Source organism: Pseudomonas sp. IT-196MI5, assembly GCF_949767415.1.
In the GTDB taxonomy this organism is placed as follows: Bacteria; Pseudomonadota; Gammaproteobacteria; order Pseudomonadales; family Pseudomonadaceae; genus Aquipseudomonas.
In genome coordinates, this window is the sequence record NZ_CATKPZ010000002.1 from 108,761 (window position 1) to 126,339 (window position 17,579).

Here is a 17,579-nt window from a genome sequence, read left to right on the forward strand (position 1 = left end):
CCCCCCCCGGCATTTCAACCTGACGATTTTGTAATGTGCCCCTCATCTGCCTGACAGCGATGATCTACCATCATCTAACAGCGGGTTTTTGTAGCAATTAGAAACACTCCTTGAATGCCCGACCAATAAAAAGGGTCAAAATGCGTTTTTTTCGCCCGTTAGCCGAGACGAATCCCATGCGAAACCCTCTGCGTCTGATCGCCCTGAGCGCCCTGTTCATGTCCTCCCTGGCCCTGGCCACCGACCTCATCCCGATCGAGGTGCATCGCGACGCCAACTGTGGCTGCTGCAAAAAATGGATCACTCATCTGGAGGCCAATGGTTTCAAGGTCGAGGACCACGTCGAAGCCAACATGAGTGAGTTCAAGCAACAGCACGGTGTGCCACCGCGCCTGGCGTCGTGCCACACCGCGTTGATCAACGGCAAATTCGTCGAAGGTCATGTCCCGGCCGACCAGGTCCTGGCCCTGAGCAAGCGCGACGATCTGTTGGGCGTCGCCGCCCCCGGCATGCCCATGGGTTCGCCCGGCATGGAAATGGACGGCATGAGCGATGCCTATCAGGTCATTGGCCTGAAAAAGGATGGCACTGACCTGGTGGTTGCGGATTACCCCGCCCATTGATGTCCGGCGCGTACCTCGGGCTGTTTTTCGCGGCATTCGGTGCCGCCACGCTGCTGCCGTTGCAATCCGAAGCCGTGCTGGTGGGCCTGTTGCTCAGCGATCGGTATTGGCTCTGGGCACTGCTGGCAGTGGCCACGTTCGGCAACGTTCTGGGGTCGCTGCTTAACTGGTGGCTGGGGCGCGGGATCGAGCGGTTCCGCGACCGGCGCTGGTTTCCGGTAGGCCCCCGACACCTGGAAAAAGCCAGGCTGCATTACCAACGCTATGGCCACTGGTCATTGCTGCTCAGCTGGCTGCCGGTGATCGGCGATCCGCTGACGCTGGTCGCCGGGGTCATGCGCGAACCGCTGGGGCGCTTCCTGCTGATCGTCACCCTGGCCAAAGGCGCCCGCTACGGCGTGCTGGCCATGGCGACCCTGGGCTGGATGGGGTGAACCTCCAAGAGCGGCGATTGCCTGAGTTTAATATCGCCCTAATCGAGCCGATCCAGCATCGGCGGCTTTTATATGGAGCTCTCCCATGTCGCGTCCCCTCACCCGCTGGTTACCCAGCCTGTTGCTGACCGCTGCCCTGCCCGCCATAGCCCACGCCGAAGGACCGGCATACGGCCCCCAACTGCAAGGTTTCGACTACCCCTACACCCTCAAGCACTTCGCCTTCGAATCCCAGGGCCAATCCCTGCAAATGGGTTACATGGACGTCGCCGCCCACGGCAAGGCCAATGGTCGCAGCGTGGTGTTGATGCACGGCAAGAATTTCTGCGGCGCCACCTGGGACACCTCGATCAAAGCCCTCAGCGACGCCGGCTATCGGGTCATCGCCCCGGACCAGATCGGTTTTTGCACCTCCAGCAAACCGGCGCACTATCAGTACAGCTTCCAGCAACTGGCGACGAACACCCAACAATTGCTCAAGGCGCTGGGCATCCAGAAAGCCACCCTGCTGGGGCATTCCACCGGCGGCATGCTCGCCACCCGCTATGCCTTGCTATACCCCGAACAGGTCGAGCAACTGGCGCTGGTCAACCCCATTGGCCTGGAAGACTGGAAAGCCCTCGGTGTGCCCTATCGCACCGTTGACCAATGGTACGAGCGCGAACTCAAACTCAGCGCCGACACAATCCGCACCTACGAGCGCAACACCTATTACGGAGGCCGCTGGAAACCGGAATTCGATCGCTGGGTCGACATGCTCGCCGGCCTGAACAGAGGCCCGGGGCATACGCAAGTCGCGTGGAACTCAGCGCTGATCTACGACATGATCTTCACCCAACCGGTGTACTACGAATTCAAGGACCTGAAAGTGCCGACCCTGCTGTTGATCGGAACGTCCGACACCACCGCCATCGGCAGTGACATCGCCTCCCCCGAAGTCAAGGCGAAGCTCGGGCACTACGAGGTCCTCGGCAAACAGGTGGCCAAGCTGATCCCCCAGTCCACGCTGGTCGAATTCCCTGGCATGGGCCACGCGCCACAGATGGAAGAACCCGCAGAATTCCACCAGGCCCTGCTCGCCTGGCTGAACAAGACCAACCCCGTGCGTTGAAGAGGAAAGGCTGATGCCCGTGCAGATTGCAGTGCTTGATGATTGGCAGGATGTGGCGCGGGATGTGGTGGACTGGTCGGTGCTGGACAGCGTCGGCCAGGTGAGTTTTCTCCATGACTACCCCACCGATAACCCATCCCTGGCCGAGCGCCTGGCCGGGTTCGAGGTGATCTGCGTGATGCGCGAACGCACCCGTTTCGATGAAGACCTGCTGCGCCGCTTGCCGAAGCTCAAACTGCTGGTGACCGGCGGCATGCGCAATGCCGCCCTGGACCTGAAAACCGCCGCTGCGCTGGGCATTCAGGTCAGCGGCACCGACAGCTACAAACACGCCGCACCGGAACTGACCTGGGCGCTGATCATGGCCGCAACCCGCAATCTGGTGGTCGAAGCCAATGCCCTGCGTACCGGCCAGTGGCAACAAGGCCTGGGCGGTGACCTGCACGGCAAGACGCTGGCCATCCTCGGCCTGGGCAGCATCGGCCAGCGCGTCGCACAGTTCGGTCAGGTGTTCGGCATGCGCGTGATCGCCTGGAGTGAAAACCTCACGGCCGAACGTGCAGCACAAGTCGGTGTGACCTATGTCAGCAAGCAGGAACTGTTCGAACAAGCCGACGTGCTGTCGGTGCACCTGGTGCTCAGCGAGCGCAGTCGGGGCCTGGTGGATGCACAGGCACTGGGCTGGATGAAACCCACGGCGCTGCTGGTGAACACCGCTCGCGGACCGATTGTCGATGAAGCGGCGTTGATCAAGGCACTGCAGAAACAACGGCTGGCCGCTGCCGCACTGGACGTCTTCGAGCAGGAGCCGCTCCCTGCGCACCATCCGTTCCGGACTCTGGATAACGTGCTGGCAACGCCTCATGTCGGGTACGTGAGCCAACAGAACTACCAGTTGTTTTTCTCGCAGATGATCGAGGACATCCAGGCCTGGGCGGCAGGGGCTCCGATTCGTTTGCTGGATTGATCCTCCCACAACGAATAATTGTTCATGCTGCAGTGTTCTCATCACATCGACCTTGCACTGCGCCTGACGGGGCGCGACCTGATCTGAAACGCATGAACCTCTGGAGCAAAGCCCATGAATATTCGTTTTGCCGTTCTGATGACCCCGCTGTTGCTGACCGTTGCGTTGTCCGGCTCCCTCGCCCTGGCCAACGGTGGCGGCGGCGGTGACGACATGCCCAGCCGGCCCAACTGCCCGAAAGGTCAGGTGCTGGATACCCGATCGCATCGGTGCGTCAGGCAGACCAGCAACCTGGTGCCGGACGAAGATCGCACCAACTATGCCTGGCAATTGGCCAAGGACGGTCGATACGAAGAAGCCCTGGCCCTTCTCGACACGCTTAAACAGCCAAACACGGCAAAAGCACTGAACTATCGCGGCTACGCTACGCGTAAACTAGGGCGTACCGACGAAGGCATCGGCTATTACCTGCAATCGGTGAGTCTCGACCCGCAGTACGCGCAAGTCCGCGAATACCTCGGCGAGGCCTATGTGATCAAAGGCCGGCTGGACCTCGCGCAGGAGCAACTGCAGCAGATCAGATCCATCTGCGGCAATACCCAGTGCGAGGAGTACCAGGACCTGGCCGAAGCCATCAACGACTCATCGAAAACCTGAGCGGACGGAGGTCGCCATCGCCAGCGATCAGACAATACGAACGGAACTGAACCAGCATCTGGCGCGTTTATGGCGCTACGGCCTGCTGTTGTCCCGTCAACGGCATGTTGCCGATGACCTGGTGCAGGCCACCTGCGTGCGAGCGCTGGAGCGGGCCGGGCAATTCGTGGCGGGAACGCGCATGGACCGCTGGCTGCTGAGCATTCTGCATTCGATCTGGCTCAACGAAATCCGCTCCCAGCGGGTGCGTCAGGGTCAGGGCCAGGTGAATGCCGATGAGGCCTTGTCGTTCGATGGTGAATCCGTGGCGCAGACCCATGTGTTGGCGGCACAGGTCATCCGTCGCGTCGATGCGTTGCCCGAGACCCAGCGCGAAACAGTGTTTCTCGCCTACGTCGAAGGCTTGTCCTACCGCGAAGTCGCCGACGTGCTGCAAGTGCCCATCGGCACGGTGATGAGTCGCCTGGCAGCCGCTCGGGCGAAACTGGCCGAATATCCGCCGTTGCACGCGGTGCCGCACCCTTACCGAGGAGAACATTGATGAGTACGAGAACCTCGGACGAACAACTGGTGGCTTACCTCGACAACCAACTCGATGCCGAGCAGCGCTCGCGCATCGACGCGGCCATCATTGCTGATCCGATGCTCGGCCTGCGCCTGCAATGGCTCGATCGCAGCAGCCTGCCGTTCAAGGACGCCTACGATGAACTGGCCCGACAGGCGCCGATGGATCGCCTGCAAGCCATGCTCGCGACGCTGCCCTCACCCGTCCGCCCCGGGCCCAACCGGCGCTGGTTCCTTGCCGCCGCGGCCGCACTGTTGGCCGGCGGCGTGCTGGCGGACCGGTTGTTTCTCGGCTGGCAGGCGAGTCGGCTGACACACAACTGGCGCGGTGAGGTGGCCGATTACATGGCGCTCTACGTGCCGCAAACGCTGGATCATTTAACCAGTGATGAAGCCGCGCAACGGGCACAACTGCGAACCATCGATGAGCGTCTGGGCCTGGACCTCGCGCCGGCAAAACTGAGCCTGCCCCGTGCCGAGTTCAAGCGCGCGCAAATCCTCGAGTACGACGGTGTGCCCATCGCCCAGATCACCTACCTCGATCCGGCGCACGGCCCCATGGCGCTGTGCGTCACCCGCTCCAACAGCGGCAGCCGCCATTTCGCCCGGGAACAGCGGCGCGAGATGAACATCGTGTATTGGGCTGACATGGAACACGCCTGGATGCTGATCGGGCATCAGCCGATGGCGGATCTGGAGGAGATGGCGAAGCTGTTGCGCAGTCGGTTGAGCGCTTGAAGCACAGACAATGGCTTGCGGGACCGGAAAAGACCCCGCAGGCCATCACGTTGTCCAGAAATCGATGCACACCCGCTCAAGGTCGTGTGCGCTCAGCAGCTCTCCATCTGCCCTCTTCGTCATCGTATATTTCACTGCATCGCCAACCAGAAAACAGGCGCGACCCTCTGCTGTGATGTTGGGTCCGATCCTGATCGCCAATCTGCTATAGCCGCCATCGGGCAGGACCATCGCGAATTTTGTCGACACACTCTCGACTTTGACATCCCGGATGGCACTGATCGTGCCTCGCCCGCTGATTCTTATTGTTGGCGCGCTCATTCTTTTCCTCCAGCCTACCGCCATCTCTTAAGGTCGCAGACCAATGAAACGCGCAAGCGCAGCGTCTTGCTACTGTCAAAGTTGACAGAAGAAGCTGCCGCTTGTCGCAATCAGGCCGAAGCCGGCAACCACAAGCGAAACCGCGCCCCGCCCAGCGGCGAGGCTTGCACCGTCAGCGTGCCGCCCTGGGCCTCCAGCGCGCGGCGGCTGATCGCCAGCCCCAGACCGAAACCACCCGTGGCGCGGTCGCGGCTGCGGTCGAGGCGGTAGAACGGTTCGAAAATCCGCTCACGCTCGTCATCCGGAATGCCAATGCCGTCATCGTCGACCCAGATCTCACAACCGCCGACATACACCTGAACACCGATCTGGATACGCTTCTCGCAGTAGCGCATGGCGTTGCGCAGCAGGTTTTGCAGGGCGCGAGCGGTCAGGCGCGGGTCCAGGCTGAAGCGTTCGAGCTGGCCGTGGAGCAGCACGTCGATGACGATTTCCGGGGATTCCAGCTCTTCGTCGACGCTACCAAGGATGCTGTCGATGAACTCATCCAGCGACACCTCGACCTGCTCGGGCAACTGCCCCGGGTTTTGCAGGCGACTGTAGGACAGCAACTCCAGCACCAGTTCATCGAGTTCCCGAATGTGCGCCACCAGGCTTTGCAGGCGCTCGCGGCTGGCCGCCGGCAAGTCGTCGGACAGCGCCAGCGCCAGGCCGAAATCCAGGCGCGTCAACGGGGTGCGCAACTCGTGGGACACCGCATTGAGCAAGTCCCGCTGCTGGTTGAGCAAGTTCTCGATGTCGCCGGCCATGGTGTCGAAAACGCTGGCCAGGCTGCCGATGTTGGAACTCGGGGAAATTTGCGTGCGCTCGCTCAACTGGCCCTTGCCAAAGCGTTCGGCCGCGCCCTTGAGGCGCTCCAGATCACGCCAGTGCGGGCGCAGCCACAGCAACAGACACGCGAGCATGGTCGCGCCGATCAGCACGTTGATGCTCCAGTACAACAGGTTGACGTCCAGCGGATCGGGTGGCACGACCATTTGCACCACGGTGCGCTCATTCAGCGGTGCGACTGCCAGCGTGCGCCAGCCCCAGTCGCCGACGCGCACAACGTTCTCGCCGCGGCGCAAGCGCTGCTGTTCATCAGGCGTCAGGCTGCTGTCGTCATTGCCACTGAGCACGATGTGCAGTGGTTTGAAGTCCTTGTCCATTTCAGCCGCCAGGGCTGGCCACTGCCCGGTCGGGGCTGCGTGAAACTGTTTGACGATCAGCGTTTGCAATCCGCGGGAGTAATCGAGGTTGTAGGTGACAAAGCGCTCGTGGAACACCTTGATCACCAGATCAGGCACCAGATAGATCGCCGCGCTGAACGAGACGATGGTCACCAGGTACAAACGAAAGAGGATTCTGAACATCGGCTCAGCATTCCCACTCGGAACGACTGAACAGGTAACCCTTGCCCCACACGGTCTTGATCTTGCGCGCCTCGCCGGCGTGGTCGTCGAATTTGCGCCGCAGCTTGGAAATCGCCACGTCCACCGAACGGTCGGTGCCGTTGAACTCGATACCGCGCAGGCGTTGCAGGATCTGGTCGCGACTCAACACCTCACCGGCATGCCGGGCCAGCACCACCAGCAGGTTGTACTCACCGCTGGACAGGTCCACCAATTGCTCGCGCCAGGTCACGGTGCGTTCGGACAAATCGATGCACAGGTTGCCCATCAGAATGCGGTCGTTAGCGGTCTGCGGCTCGCTGAGGCTGCTGCGGCGCAACAAGGTCCGCACCCGGGCCAGCAGCACCCGCGGCTCGCAGGGTTTGGTCACGTAGTCGTCGGCGCCCATTTCCAGGCCCAGGACCTGGTCGTGGCTGTCGTCGCGGGCGGTGAGCATCAGGATCGGCAAGGTCGCCGAATCGGCACGCAGCAGACGGCAGACCTGCAAGCCGTCGAGGCCGGGCAGCATCAGGTCGAGGATCACCAGGTCCGGCGGATTGAGCCGCGCACGTTCGCGCACATGGTCACCACGACCGATCACGCTGACGGAATAACCGTTGCGTTCCAGGTAGCTGGCAATCAGTTCGGCGAGGGCGGTGTCGTCTTCGACCAGGAGGATGTTGGGCATGGGGTGTTTCCAGAAAGAGCTGTGGCGCCAGATACGCCGCCATCGCGAGCAAGCTCGCTCCCACAGTGGTCGGTGGTGTTCACAACATTTGTGTTCACATCAAATCCCTGTGGGAGCGAGCTTGCTCGCGATAGCAATCTATCTGGCGCTATAAAATTCAAGGACTGAAGGATATACGCCCTCACGCCCACCCGAGTAAAACCCTTACACAATTTCACACAGCACCAACAAAGCTTCACCGCTACCCTCGCCTTCGCCCAGTAGGATGCTGGGGGTCTTTATTGGGGTATTACATGTCGAAGAATCTGCTTGCCAGGCTCAGTCTGATTGCTCTGGCGTTGACACTGGGTGCGTGTGACAAGTCCACGAATGCCGAGGAACAGGCGCCGCTGGCCACGGTGCGCATTGAGACCATCGTAGCGCGGCCACTGACCATCAGCAGTGAACTGAGCGGACGGATTGCTGCGCCGCGCATGGCCGAAGTGCGTGCCCGCGTGGCCGGCGTGGTCTTGCAGCGGACCTTCCGTGAAGGCAGTGACGTAAAACAGGGCGATGTGTTGTTCCGCATCGACCCGGCGCCGTTCAAGGCTGACCTGGATAGCGCTGAAGCGGCATTGCGCAAGGCCGAGGCCAATGCGTTCCAGGCCAGATTGCAGGAACAGCGCTACGCCCAGTTGATCGACGAAAAGGCCATCAGCGGTCAAGACTACGACAACGCCCGGGCCAACGCCCGGCAGACCGCCGCCGACGTCGCCGCCAACAAGGCAGCAGTGGAGCGCGCCCGGTTGAACCTCGGTTATGCCACAGTCACGGCGCCGATTTCCGGGCGTATCGGTCGCGCGTTGGTCACCGAAGGCGCGCTGGTCGGGCAGAACGAAACCACGCCGCTGGCGCTGATTCAGCAACTGAACCCGATTCACGCCGACCTCACCCAGTCCACCCGCGAACTCAACGAACTGCGCCGCGCCTTCCGCTCCGGCCAGTTGCAGCAGGTCGGCCAGGACCAGGCCAAGGCCACGCTGATTCAGGATGACGGCAGCCTCTACCCGCTGCCGGGCAAAATGCTGTTCAGCGACATCACCGTCGACCCGGGCACCGGCCAGATCATTCTGCGCAGTGAGTTCCCCAACCCCGACCTTGACTTGCTGCCCGGCAGTTTCGTGCGCGTACGCCTGGAACAAGCGGTCAACCAGCAGGGCATCAGCGTGCCGCAACGGGCCATCCAGCGCGACAGCGCAGGCATCGCCCAGGTGCTGCTGCTCGACGGCGAACAGCGGGTCGGCCAGCAACCGGTCGAACTGGGCGCCGTGCAGAACGATCGCTGGATCGTCACCAGCGGCCTGAAAGCAGGCGACCGCATCGTCATCGAGGGTCTGCAGCACGCTCGCGTCGGCGAGAAAGTGCAGATCGACGACACCCCTCTTCCACTTGCCCAGGTGACTGGTCAGTAAGCAGGACGCTTTTTTATGCCGCAGTTCTTTATCGACCGCCCGGTGTTCGCCTGGGTGGTTGCCCTGTTCATCCTGCTGGCCGGTGCGCTGGCCATTCCGCAACTGCCGGTGGCGCAATACCCGAATGTTGCGCCGCCACAAGTCGAAATCTATGCCGTGTACCCGGGCGCTTCGGCGCAAACCGTGGACGAGAGCGTGGTCAGCCTGATCGAGGAAGAGCTCAACGGCGCCGATCACCTGTTGTATTTCGAATCCCAGAGCAGCCTCGGCAGCGCGACCATCAAGGCCACCTTCCAGCCGGGCACCAACCCGGAGTTGGCTCAGGTCGATGTGCAGAACCGCCTGAAAGCCGTGGAGTCACGCCTGCCCCAAGCGGTGATCCAGCAAGGTTTGCAGGTGGAGAAAGTCTCCTCCGGTTTCCTGCTGTTGATCAGCCTCACCTCCAGCGACGGCAAACTCGACGACGTAGCGCTCAGCGATTACCTGGCGCGCAATGTGATGAACGAAATCAAGCGCCTGGACGGCGTCGGCAAGGCACAGTTGTATGGCGCCGAGCGGGCGATGCGGATCTGGATCGACCCGCGGAAGCTGCTCGCCTTCAACCTGACACCGGCGGACGTCAACGCCGCCATCGTCGCGCAAAACGCCCAGGTGTCGGCCGGCAGCATCGGCGATCTGCCGACCCGCACCACTCAGGAAATCACCGCAACCATTCTGGTCAAGGGTCAGCTATCGGCCCCCGAAGAGTTTGCCGACATCGTCCTCAAGGCCAATCCGGACGGTTCTACCGTGCGCATCAGCGATGTGGCGCGGGTCGAGATCGGTAGCCAGGAATACCAGTTTTCCACGCGCCTGAACGGCAAGCCGTCCACCGCCGTCGGCGTGCAGTTGTCGCCCGGAGCCAACGCCCTGAACACCGCGACCCTGGTGCGGGCGAAGATGGATGAGCTGTCGCGCTACTTCCCGGCGAACGTCGAATACAAGATCCCGTACGACACCTCGCCCTTCGTCAAAGTCTCGATCACCAAGGTCGTCTACACCCTCGGCGAGGCGATGTTGCTGGTGTTCGCGGTGATGTTCCTGTTCCTGCAAAACATCCGCTACACACTGATTCCGACGTTGGTAGTGCCGGTGGCGCTGATGGGCACCTTTGCAACGATGCTGGCGCTTGGATTTTCGATCAACGTGCTGACCATGTTCGGCATGGTGCTGGCCATCGGCATTCTGGTGGACGACGCCATCGTGGTGGTGGAGAACGTCGAGCGGATCATGGCCACCGAGGGCTTGTCGCCCAAGGAAGCCACGCGCAAGGCCATGCGGCAGATCACCGGGGCCATCATCGGCATCACCCTGGTGCTGGTCGCGGTGTTCATTCCGATGGCGTTCATGCAGGGCTCGGTCGGGGTGATCTACCAGCAGTTCTCGCTGTCGATGGCCACGTCCATCCTGTTCTCGGCGTTCCTCGCCCTGACCTTGACCCCGGCCCTGTGCGCGACGTTGCTCAAGCCGATTGCCAAGGGCGAACACCACGAAAAGACCGGCTTCTTTGGCTGGTTCAACCGCCGCTTCGAGCAACTGACCGAACGCTATCAAGGCTGGGTTGCCTATGCACTGAAACGCAGCGGGCGTTTCCTGCTGATCTACGGCGTGTTGCTGGTGGGTCTGGCCGTGTGCTTCAGTCGCCTGCCCTCCTCGTTCCTGCCGGTGGAAGACCAGGGTTACACCATCACCGACATTCAATTGCCACCGGGCGCGAGCAAGAACCGCACAGTGCAGGTGGCCGAGCAGGTTGAAGCGCACAACGCCGGGGAGCCGGGCATTCGTGACAGCGTGGTGATTCTCGGATTCAGCTTCTCCGGCAGCGGGCAGAATGCGGCGTTGGCGTTCAGCACGCTCAAAGACTGGTCCGAGCGTGGCAGCGACGATTCGGCCAGCTCGATTGCCGACCGAGCCAACGTTGCGCTCAGCCAGATCAAGGACGCAGTGACATTTGCCGTATTGCCACCGCCCGTGGATGGCCTGGGTACCTCCAGCGGATTCGAGTTCCGCCTGCAGGATCGCGGCGGCCTCGGTCATGCGAAGTTGATGGAGGCTCGCACCGACCTGCTCGCGGCGGCCGAAAAAAGTCCGATCCTGATGAACGTGCGCGAAAGCGCCCTGGCCGAGGCACCACAGGTGCAACTGATCGTCGACCGCAAGCAGGCCAACGCACTGGGCGTGTCCTTTGCCGACGTCGGCAACGTGCTGTCCACGGCCGTGGGCTCGGCCTACATCAACGACTTTCCCAATCAGGGGCGGATGCAGCGCGTCGTGGTGCAGGCCGAGGGTGACCAGCGCAGTCAGGTGGCTGACCTGCTGAAGATTCACGTGCGTAACACCCACGAAAAAATGGTGCCATTGTCGGCCTTCGTGCAAGCCAGGTGGACTCAGGGCCCGGCGCAGTTGACCCGCTACAACGGCTACCCGGCAATCAGCATTTCCGGTGAACCGACGCCGGGCCACAGCACCGGAGAGGCCATGGCCGAGATCGAGCGGCTGGTGGCGCAAGGTCCGGCTGGCCTGGGCCAGGAATGGACCGGGTTGTCGTTGCAGGAGCGGTTGTCCGGCAGCCAGGCACCGATCCTGCTGGGGTTGTCGCTGTTGATCGTGTTCCTGTGCCTGGCGGCGTTGTACGAGAGCTGGTCGATCCCGACCTCGGTGCTGCTGGTGGTGCCGCTGGGTGTGCTCGGCGCGGTGCTGGCGGTGACCTTGCGCGGGATGCCCAACGATGTGTTCTTCAAGGTCGGGCTGATCACCATCATCGGCCTGTCGGCAAAGAACGCGATCCTGATCATCGAGTTCGCCAAGAGCCTGTACGACGAAGGCCACGACCTGATCGACGCAACCCTGCAAGCGGCACGCCTGCGGTTGCGGCCGATTGTCATGACCTCGCTGGCGTTCATTCTTGGCGTGGTGCCGCTGGCGATTGCCACTGGCGCCAGTTCGGCGAGCCAGCAGGCCATCGGCACCGGGGTGATCGGCGGGATGATCACGGCGACCCTGGCCGTGGTGTTCGTGCCGGTGTTTTTTGTGGTGGTGATGAAGCTGGTGCGCAAGCGCCACTGATCAACTCCGCATGCCCCTGTAGGAGCGAGCCTGCTCGCGATGAGGCCATCACTTTCAACATGTTTGTTGAATGACACGCCGCCATCGCGAGCAGGCTCGCTCCTACAGGGATCTCTGGGATTTCAAGATTGGGGGTACCTGGGCTAAGGTGATTGCACAGACCCAACCCGTCGAGCCTCCATGATCTTCCTCGCACGCACCCACCCTCGCCTGTCCGCCGCCATCCTGCTGGGCATCGCGGTGGGCATTCTGGCTCCGGCCGATTCGCCGATCAGCAAGATCCTCATCGGCTGGAATGCCGGCGTCTGGATCTACCTGTTGCTGATGTTCTGGCTCACCGTGCGTTCGAAAGCGACTGACGTAAAACGCATCGCCGAAATCGAGGACGAAAATGCCGGGCTGGTGCTGGCGCTGGTGTGCATTGCGGCACTGGCCAGCCTGGCGACCATCACCTTCGAACTGGCCGGCAGCAAAGACCTGGAAACCACCCGCAAACTGATGCGTTACGGCTTCACCGCGCTGACCGTCATCGGCTCATGGTTGCTGATCGGCGTCATCTTCAGCCTGCATTACGCGCGGCTGTACTACATCTGGAATGGCAAGGAGCCGGCGCTGCGCTTTGCCGAAGGCCTGACGACGCCCGACTACTGGGACTTCCTGTACTTCTCGTTCACCATCGGCGTGGCAGTGCAAACTTCGGATGTCGGCGTGGCCACGCCAGGCATGCGCAAGATCGTGCTGGCGCAGTCGCTGATCGGCTTTTTGTTCAACACTGCCATTCTCGGGTTCTCGATCAACATCGCCGCCGGCCTGTTCGGCTGATGACTGCACAAACGTTCTAGGCATGGCCCTCGGTCAAGGCGTTAAATAGCCCGGCAAAACCGATTCGCAGGTACCCCATGAGCGCTCACAACTGGATCGATCTGGCCCGGGATGCCGACACCGGCATCGAGACCCTGCGCGCGCATTTCGAAGGTCACGCCTATGACCCGCACTGGCACGACAGTTATCTGGTGGGCGTCACCGAACAAGGGGTCCAGCAATTCAATTGCCGACGGGCCAGGCACCAGAGCACGCCGGGCAAGGTGTTTCTGCTGGAACCCGGTGACATCCATGACGGTGAAGCACCGACCGCCGACGGTTTCACCTACCGCATGCTGTACCTCGACCCGCAGTGGTTGCAACGCGAACTCGGCGCCGTGTTCGATCATGCCCCCGACAACAGCCAATTGAGCTTCGCCGCCACCCTGGCCTGCGATGCGCGTCTGGCCCAGGCCACCAGCCTGGCGTTTGAAACCCTGCATCGCGGTGAACTGAAGATCGTCCGCCAGACCGCCCTCGACGGTTTGCTCGAGCGCCTGACCAGCCACTTGCACTGGCGCGCCCGCGATGGCCAGGACCCGCGTCTGCCGCGGGTGGCACACAAAGCCCGGGAATACCTGCATGCCAATGCGCAATACGACATCGGCCTCGATCAACTGGCCGCCGTCACAGGCGTCGATCGCTTTCGCCTGACCCGTGCGTTCAAGGCTGCCTATGGCATGGCGCCCCACGCGTATCTGGTGCAGCTGCGCCTGGCAACCGCCCGCCGCCTGCTGGCCCGTGGCGAACAACCGGCGGCGGTGGCAATGGCGCTGGGCTTTGCCGATCAGAGCCATCTGGGGCGTTGGTTCATGCGCGCCTATGGCCTGACACCGGCGCTGTACCGCAAGCGCTGCTCAAATCTTCCAGACAGATAAGCCCGGGGTTGTGAAGATCGACTTCACTGATCTTCACCGGAGTTAGCCCGCGATGCTGCCCTCATTCCCGACTTTATTGCCTTTCCTGCTGTTTGCCTTCGTAGCCTCGATCACCCCCGGCCCGACCAATATTCTGGTGCTGAGCAACAGCGCTCGATACGGGTGGGTCGCGGCTGTGCCGATCATTGTCGGCGCCTGCGCCAGTGCTGCGACCCTCGTATTGCTGGTGGGCACCGGCATCGGTTCATCATTGACCGCGTGGCCCGCCGTGCAAGGCGTCATGCAATGGGCCGGTGTGGCGTGGCTGAGTTATCTGGCCTGGCAGATTTTCAGCGCCCCGGCGACAGCCATTGCCGCCGGCAACAGCGAAGCGCGCCTCGGGTGGATGGGCGCCGCCAGCCTGCAACTGGTCAACCCGAAAACCTGGATGATGGCGCTGGCGGTGGTCAGCGTATTCGCCGGGGATGGCGAGCATCGCGCCGTGCAGGTGATGTATTTGTCGCTGGGTTTTTTTCTGGTTTCCCTGCCATGTCTCGCGGCTTGGGCGGCGCTCGGTGCCGGTTCAAGCCGCTGGTTGCGCTCACCCCGTGCCATTCAACGCTTGAACCGCTGCATGGGCCTGTTATTGCTGGGTTCTGCGTGGTTGAGCGTGTTGGCCTGAGCGCCGCTTATCGGTCATTGTTCGACAATCAACCATCCGGGGCTTGACGGCGAATTGACTTTTGGTGTCTTCTGAAACCGGTTTCAGCGCTATCTCACGAAGCACTCGACCTTATAAATCCAATAAGAAGGTTTCAGACCGTGAACGATTTCTCCGCCGCCCAGCGCAGCCGCGTGACCATGCTCGACGTGGCCGAACACGCCAAGGTCTCCAAGGCCAGCGTTTCGCGGTTCATTGGCGATGATCGCGCCCTGCTCTCCGATGCCATTGCCCAGCGCATCGAACAGGCCATTGCCGAACTCGGCTACCGCCCGAACCAGATGGCCCGCGGCCTCAAACGCGGGCGCACCCGCCTGATCGGCATGCTGGTGGCCGATATCCGCAACCCTTATTCAATTGCCGTGATGCACGGGGTGGAAACCGCCTGCCGTCAGCACGGCTATAGCCTGGTGGTGTGCAACACCGACCGCGATGACGAGCAAGAGCGCCAGCACCTGGCCCTGCTGCGCTCGTACAACATCGAAGGCCTGATCGTGAACACCCTCGGTCATCACCGCGATCAATTGCACGAACTGCACCGGGAAATGCCCATGGTATTGGTGGATCGCAAGGTGGAGCACCTTGAAAGCGATATGGTCGGGCTGAACAACCCGCAGGCCATCGAGATGGCCCTCGCCCATCTTGAAGAGCGCGGTTATCGCGATGTGTTGTTGGTCACCGAGCCCTTCGACGGCACCAGTTCGCGAATCGAGCGGGTCAGCAGCTTCAAGGCGCAAATCGGGCAACGCCCGGCACTTCGCGGCACGCACATCGAAACCGGCAGCGAGCTGACCGCACAGCTGAAATCCTTCCTCGACACGCCTGGCCCCGGCCCTAAGGCGTTGTTTTGCGCGAACGGGGTTGCGGCGCTCGCCAGCACACATGCGTTGCGTGAACTCCAGTGCAACCTGTTCGACGACGTGGGCTTGATCGCCCTCGATGACCTGGATTGGTACCCGTTGGTGGGCAGCGGCATTACCGCCCTCGCGCAGCCGACTACCGAGATGGGCGCCAGTGCGTTCGAGTGTCTGCTCAAGCGGCTGCGCGGGGATGACGGGGCGGTGCGGACGCTGGATTTTTCGGCGCGGCTGGTTGTGCGGGGGTCGACCCTTGGGAATTTGCGTTGAATGTTAAGACGCCATCGCGAGCAGGCTCGCTCCTACAGTGGATTTGTGAATATAGGCCCATTGTAGGAGTGAGCCTGCTCGCGATGGGGCTCTGACTAGCATCACAAAAAAAATTTGAACAAAAATGAAACCGGTTTCAGAGGTAGAAAAACAATGAATAGACCAGCCGTTTCCATCAGCCTTTCCAGCTACGGCGCCGACCTTGTGCGTCAACGCGGCCAGGGCAGCTTCATCGAGATTCTCGCCGCCGCCGGCGCCACGCGCATTGAGTGGCGTGAAGAACTGCTGACCATCGAGGACCCCGCTCAACTGGCCGATGCCACTCAGGCAGAAGGCCTGCAGAGCGTGTATTCATCACCCACGGAGCTATGGCTGGCCGGGCAATCCAGGCCCAACCCCGAACTGATCACGGCCCTGCAACGCGCCCAGGCGTTCGGCGCCAAATGGCTGAAAGTGTCGTTGGGCTATTTCACCGACAACAACGATCTGCAAACCCTCGCCCGAGTGCTGGGCGAAAGCGCCGTGCAGTTGCTGGTGGAAAACGACCAGACCCTGCACGGCGGCCGTATTGAACCCTTCCAGCGCTTTTTCGCGGACGTCGAGCGGCACGAGCTGCCGATCAAAATGACCTTCGATATCGGCAACTGGCACTGGCAGGACCAGTCCGCCGCCAGCGCCGCACGGTTGCTCGGTCGTCATGTCGGTTATGTGCACTGCAAAGCGGTCACGCGCCGTGCCGACGGCAAACTGGTCGCCATCCCGCCCGCCGCCAGTGACCTGCAACAGTGGGAACACCTGCTGCAACACATGGCCCAGGGCGTTATGCGGGCCGCGGAATATCCGCTGCAAGGCGATGACCTGGTGCAACTGACCACCGAGCACGTCGCCGCCCTCGCCCACCTCGGCCAATCGCAACGGGAGAGTGCCCATGTCTGAGATCGATATTCTGTCCTTCGGCGAGACCATGGCGATGTTCGTCGCCGAGCAGGCGGGTGATCTGGCCAGCGTCGGCGTTTTTCACAAACGTATTGCCGGCGCTGACAGCAACGTCGCCATTGGCCTTTCCCGACTGGGCTTCAACGTGGCATGGCTGAGCCGCGTCGGTGCCGATTCGCTGGGCCGGTTCGTGGTCGATACCCTGGAAAAAGAAGGCCTGGATTGCCGCCACATCGACATCGACACCGCCCACCCGACCGGTTTTCAACTCAAGTCCCGCACCGACGATGGCAGCGATCCGGTGGTCGAGTACTTCCGCCGTGGTTCGGCGGCCAGTCACCTGTCGCCGCACTCGATCGTGCCCCAATTGCTCAAGGCCCGACACCTGCACGCCACCGGCATTCCTCCGGCGCTGTCGGAGTCGGCGCGGCAGATGTCGTTCGAATTGATGACCCGCATGCGCGAGGCCGGACGCAGTGTGTCCTTCGACCCGAACCTGCGCCCGCGCCTGTGGGCCAGCGAGCAACAAATGATCACCGAGATCAACCGCCTCGCCGCCCTCGCCCATTGGGTGCTGCCGGGGTTGAGCGAAGGTCGCTTGCTGACCGGTTTCGAAGACCCGGCCGACATCGCCGCCTTCTACCTCGACCAGGGCGCCGAAACCGTGGCGATCAAGCTTGGCCCGCACGGGGCTTACTACCGCACACATGTTGATCAGGGTTTCGTGGCTGGCGTGCCGGTGGAAACGGTGGTCGATACGGTGGGTGCCGGCGATGGTTTTGCCGTCGGCATGATCAGCGCGCTGTTGGAAAACCAAAGCGTTGTCGAGGCCGTGAAACGCGCCAACTGGATTGGCAGCCGGGCGGTGCAAAGCCGGGGGGATATGGAGGGGTTGCCGACCCGATCCGAAGTGGTCAGCGAATTTGAGGCCGCCATCGCGAGCAAGCTCGCTCCCACAGGGGGTATGTGTCGAACATGAATTTAATGG

General features: G+C 62.1%; 18 protein-coding genes. 15 read left to right on the forward strand and 3 right to left on the reverse strand.

Going from position 1 to position 17,579, the window contains the following annotated elements; genetic code table 11:
- The first annotated feature begins 176 nt into the window (after positions 1-176).
- The 7 genes from ACM6IK_RS01360 to ACM6IK_RS01390 all read left to right on the forward strand — a co-directional run bounded on the left by ACM6IK_RS01360 (position 177) and on the right by ACM6IK_RS01390 (position 5,094).
- The gene (locus ACM6IK_RS01360) at positions 177-623 is read left to right on the forward strand and encodes a DUF411 domain-containing protein (RefSeq protein ID WP_414872818.1); all 447 of its coding nucleotides are present in this window, start codon (positions 177-179) and stop codon (positions 621-623) included.
- Positions 623-1,057 (forward strand): YqaA family protein, encoded by a 435-nt coding sequence (locus ACM6IK_RS01365; protein WP_414872819.1) that lies wholly within the window; start codon positions 623-625, stop codon positions 1,055-1,057. Before ACM6IK_RS01360 ends, ACM6IK_RS01365 begins: the two co-directional genes overlap by 1 nt.
- Before the next feature lie 85 nt (positions 1,058-1,142).
- Positions 1,143-2,168 (forward strand): alpha/beta fold hydrolase, encoded by a 1,026-nt coding sequence (locus tag ACM6IK_RS01370; RefSeq protein ID WP_414872820.1) that lies wholly within the window; start codon positions 1,143-1,145, stop codon positions 2,166-2,168.
- A 13-nt stretch (positions 2,169-2,181) separates the two neighbouring features.
- The gene (locus tag ACM6IK_RS01375) at positions 2,182-3,135 is read left to right on the forward strand and encodes a D-2-hydroxyacid dehydrogenase family protein (protein WP_414872821.1); all 954 of its coding nucleotides are present in this window, start codon (positions 2,182-2,184) and stop codon (positions 3,133-3,135) included.
- Between the two features lie 114 nt (positions 3,136-3,249).
- Complete coding sequence (locus tag ACM6IK_RS01380; RefSeq protein ID WP_414872822.1) at positions 3,250-3,792, forward strand: tetratricopeptide repeat protein; 543 nt, start codon at positions 3,250-3,252, stop codon at positions 3,790-3,792.
- Positions 3,793-3,850: 58 nt separating this feature from the next.
- Complete coding sequence (locus ACM6IK_RS01385) at positions 3,851-4,333, forward strand: sigma-70 family RNA polymerase sigma factor (protein WP_414872889.1); 483 nt, start codon at positions 3,851-3,853, stop codon at positions 4,331-4,333.
- Complete coding sequence (locus tag ACM6IK_RS01390) at positions 4,333-5,094, forward strand: anti-sigma factor family protein (RefSeq protein WP_414872823.1); 762 nt, start codon at positions 4,333-4,335, stop codon at positions 5,092-5,094. Before ACM6IK_RS01385 ends, ACM6IK_RS01390 begins: the two co-directional genes overlap by 1 nt.
- Before the next feature lie 45 nt (positions 5,095-5,139).
- On the opposite strand, the gene ACM6IK_RS01395 is transcribed toward ACM6IK_RS01390, so the two are convergent.
- From ACM6IK_RS01395 to ACM6IK_RS01405, 3 genes are all read right to left on the reverse strand, one after another.
- Positions 5,140-5,415, reverse strand: a complete 276-nt coding sequence (locus ACM6IK_RS01395; RefSeq protein WP_414872824.1) for a hypothetical protein — start codon at positions 5,413-5,415, stop codon at positions 5,140-5,142.
- Positions 5,416-5,525: 110 nt separating this feature from the next.
- Positions 5,526-6,827 (reverse strand): ATP-binding protein, encoded by a 1,302-nt coding sequence (locus ACM6IK_RS01400; RefSeq protein WP_414872825.1) that lies wholly within the window; start codon positions 6,825-6,827, stop codon positions 5,526-5,528.
- 4 nt (positions 6,828-6,831) lie between these two features.
- Positions 6,832-7,533, reverse strand: a complete 702-nt coding sequence (locus tag ACM6IK_RS01405) for a response regulator transcription factor (RefSeq protein ID WP_007970971.1) — start codon at positions 7,531-7,533, stop codon at positions 6,832-6,834.
- 293 nt (positions 7,534-7,826) lie between these two features.
- Here ACM6IK_RS01405 and ACM6IK_RS01410 point away from each other — a divergent pair, with 293 nt between their 5' ends.
- From ACM6IK_RS01410 to ACM6IK_RS01445, 8 genes are all read left to right on the forward strand, one after another.
- The gene (locus tag ACM6IK_RS01410; protein WP_108217456.1) at positions 7,827-8,984 is read left to right on the forward strand and encodes an efflux RND transporter periplasmic adaptor subunit; all 1,158 of its coding nucleotides are present in this window, start codon (positions 7,827-7,829) and stop codon (positions 8,982-8,984) included.
- A 15-nt stretch (positions 8,985-8,999) separates the two neighbouring features.
- A complete protein-coding gene (locus ACM6IK_RS01415) occupies positions 9,000-12,089 on the forward strand; it encodes a multidrug efflux RND transporter permease subunit (protein ID WP_414872826.1) in 3,090 nt (1,029 codons plus the stop codon).
- A gap of 180 nt (positions 12,090-12,269) precedes the next feature.
- On the forward strand, positions 12,270-12,911 hold the full coding sequence (locus ACM6IK_RS01420) for a DUF1345 domain-containing protein (RefSeq protein WP_108217454.1): 642 nt from the start codon (positions 12,270-12,272) through the stop codon (positions 12,909-12,911).
- 77 nt (positions 12,912-12,988) lie between these two features.
- Positions 12,989-13,828, forward strand: a complete 840-nt coding sequence (locus ACM6IK_RS01425) for an AraC family ligand binding domain-containing protein (protein WP_414872827.1) — start codon at positions 12,989-12,991, stop codon at positions 13,826-13,828.
- A gap of 52 nt (positions 13,829-13,880) precedes the next feature.
- The gene (locus tag ACM6IK_RS01430; RefSeq protein WP_414872828.1) at positions 13,881-14,489 is read left to right on the forward strand and encodes a LysE family translocator; all 609 of its coding nucleotides are present in this window, start codon (positions 13,881-13,883) and stop codon (positions 14,487-14,489) included.
- Positions 14,490-14,629: 140 nt separating this feature from the next.
- The gene (locus ACM6IK_RS01435) at positions 14,630-15,655 is read left to right on the forward strand and encodes a LacI family DNA-binding transcriptional regulator (protein ID WP_414872829.1); all 1,026 of its coding nucleotides are present in this window, start codon (positions 14,630-14,632) and stop codon (positions 15,653-15,655) included.
- Between the two features lie 153 nt (positions 15,656-15,808).
- Entirely contained in the window at positions 15,809-16,591 is a 783-nt protein-coding gene (locus tag ACM6IK_RS01440; RefSeq protein ID WP_414872830.1) for a sugar phosphate isomerase/epimerase family protein, read from the forward strand.
- Positions 16,584-17,570, forward strand: a complete 987-nt coding sequence (locus ACM6IK_RS01445; protein WP_414872831.1) for a sugar kinase — start codon at positions 16,584-16,586, stop codon at positions 17,568-17,570. The genes ACM6IK_RS01440 and ACM6IK_RS01445 overlap by 8 nt, the downstream gene beginning before the upstream one ends.
- Positions 17,571-17,579 lie beyond the last annotated feature (9 nt).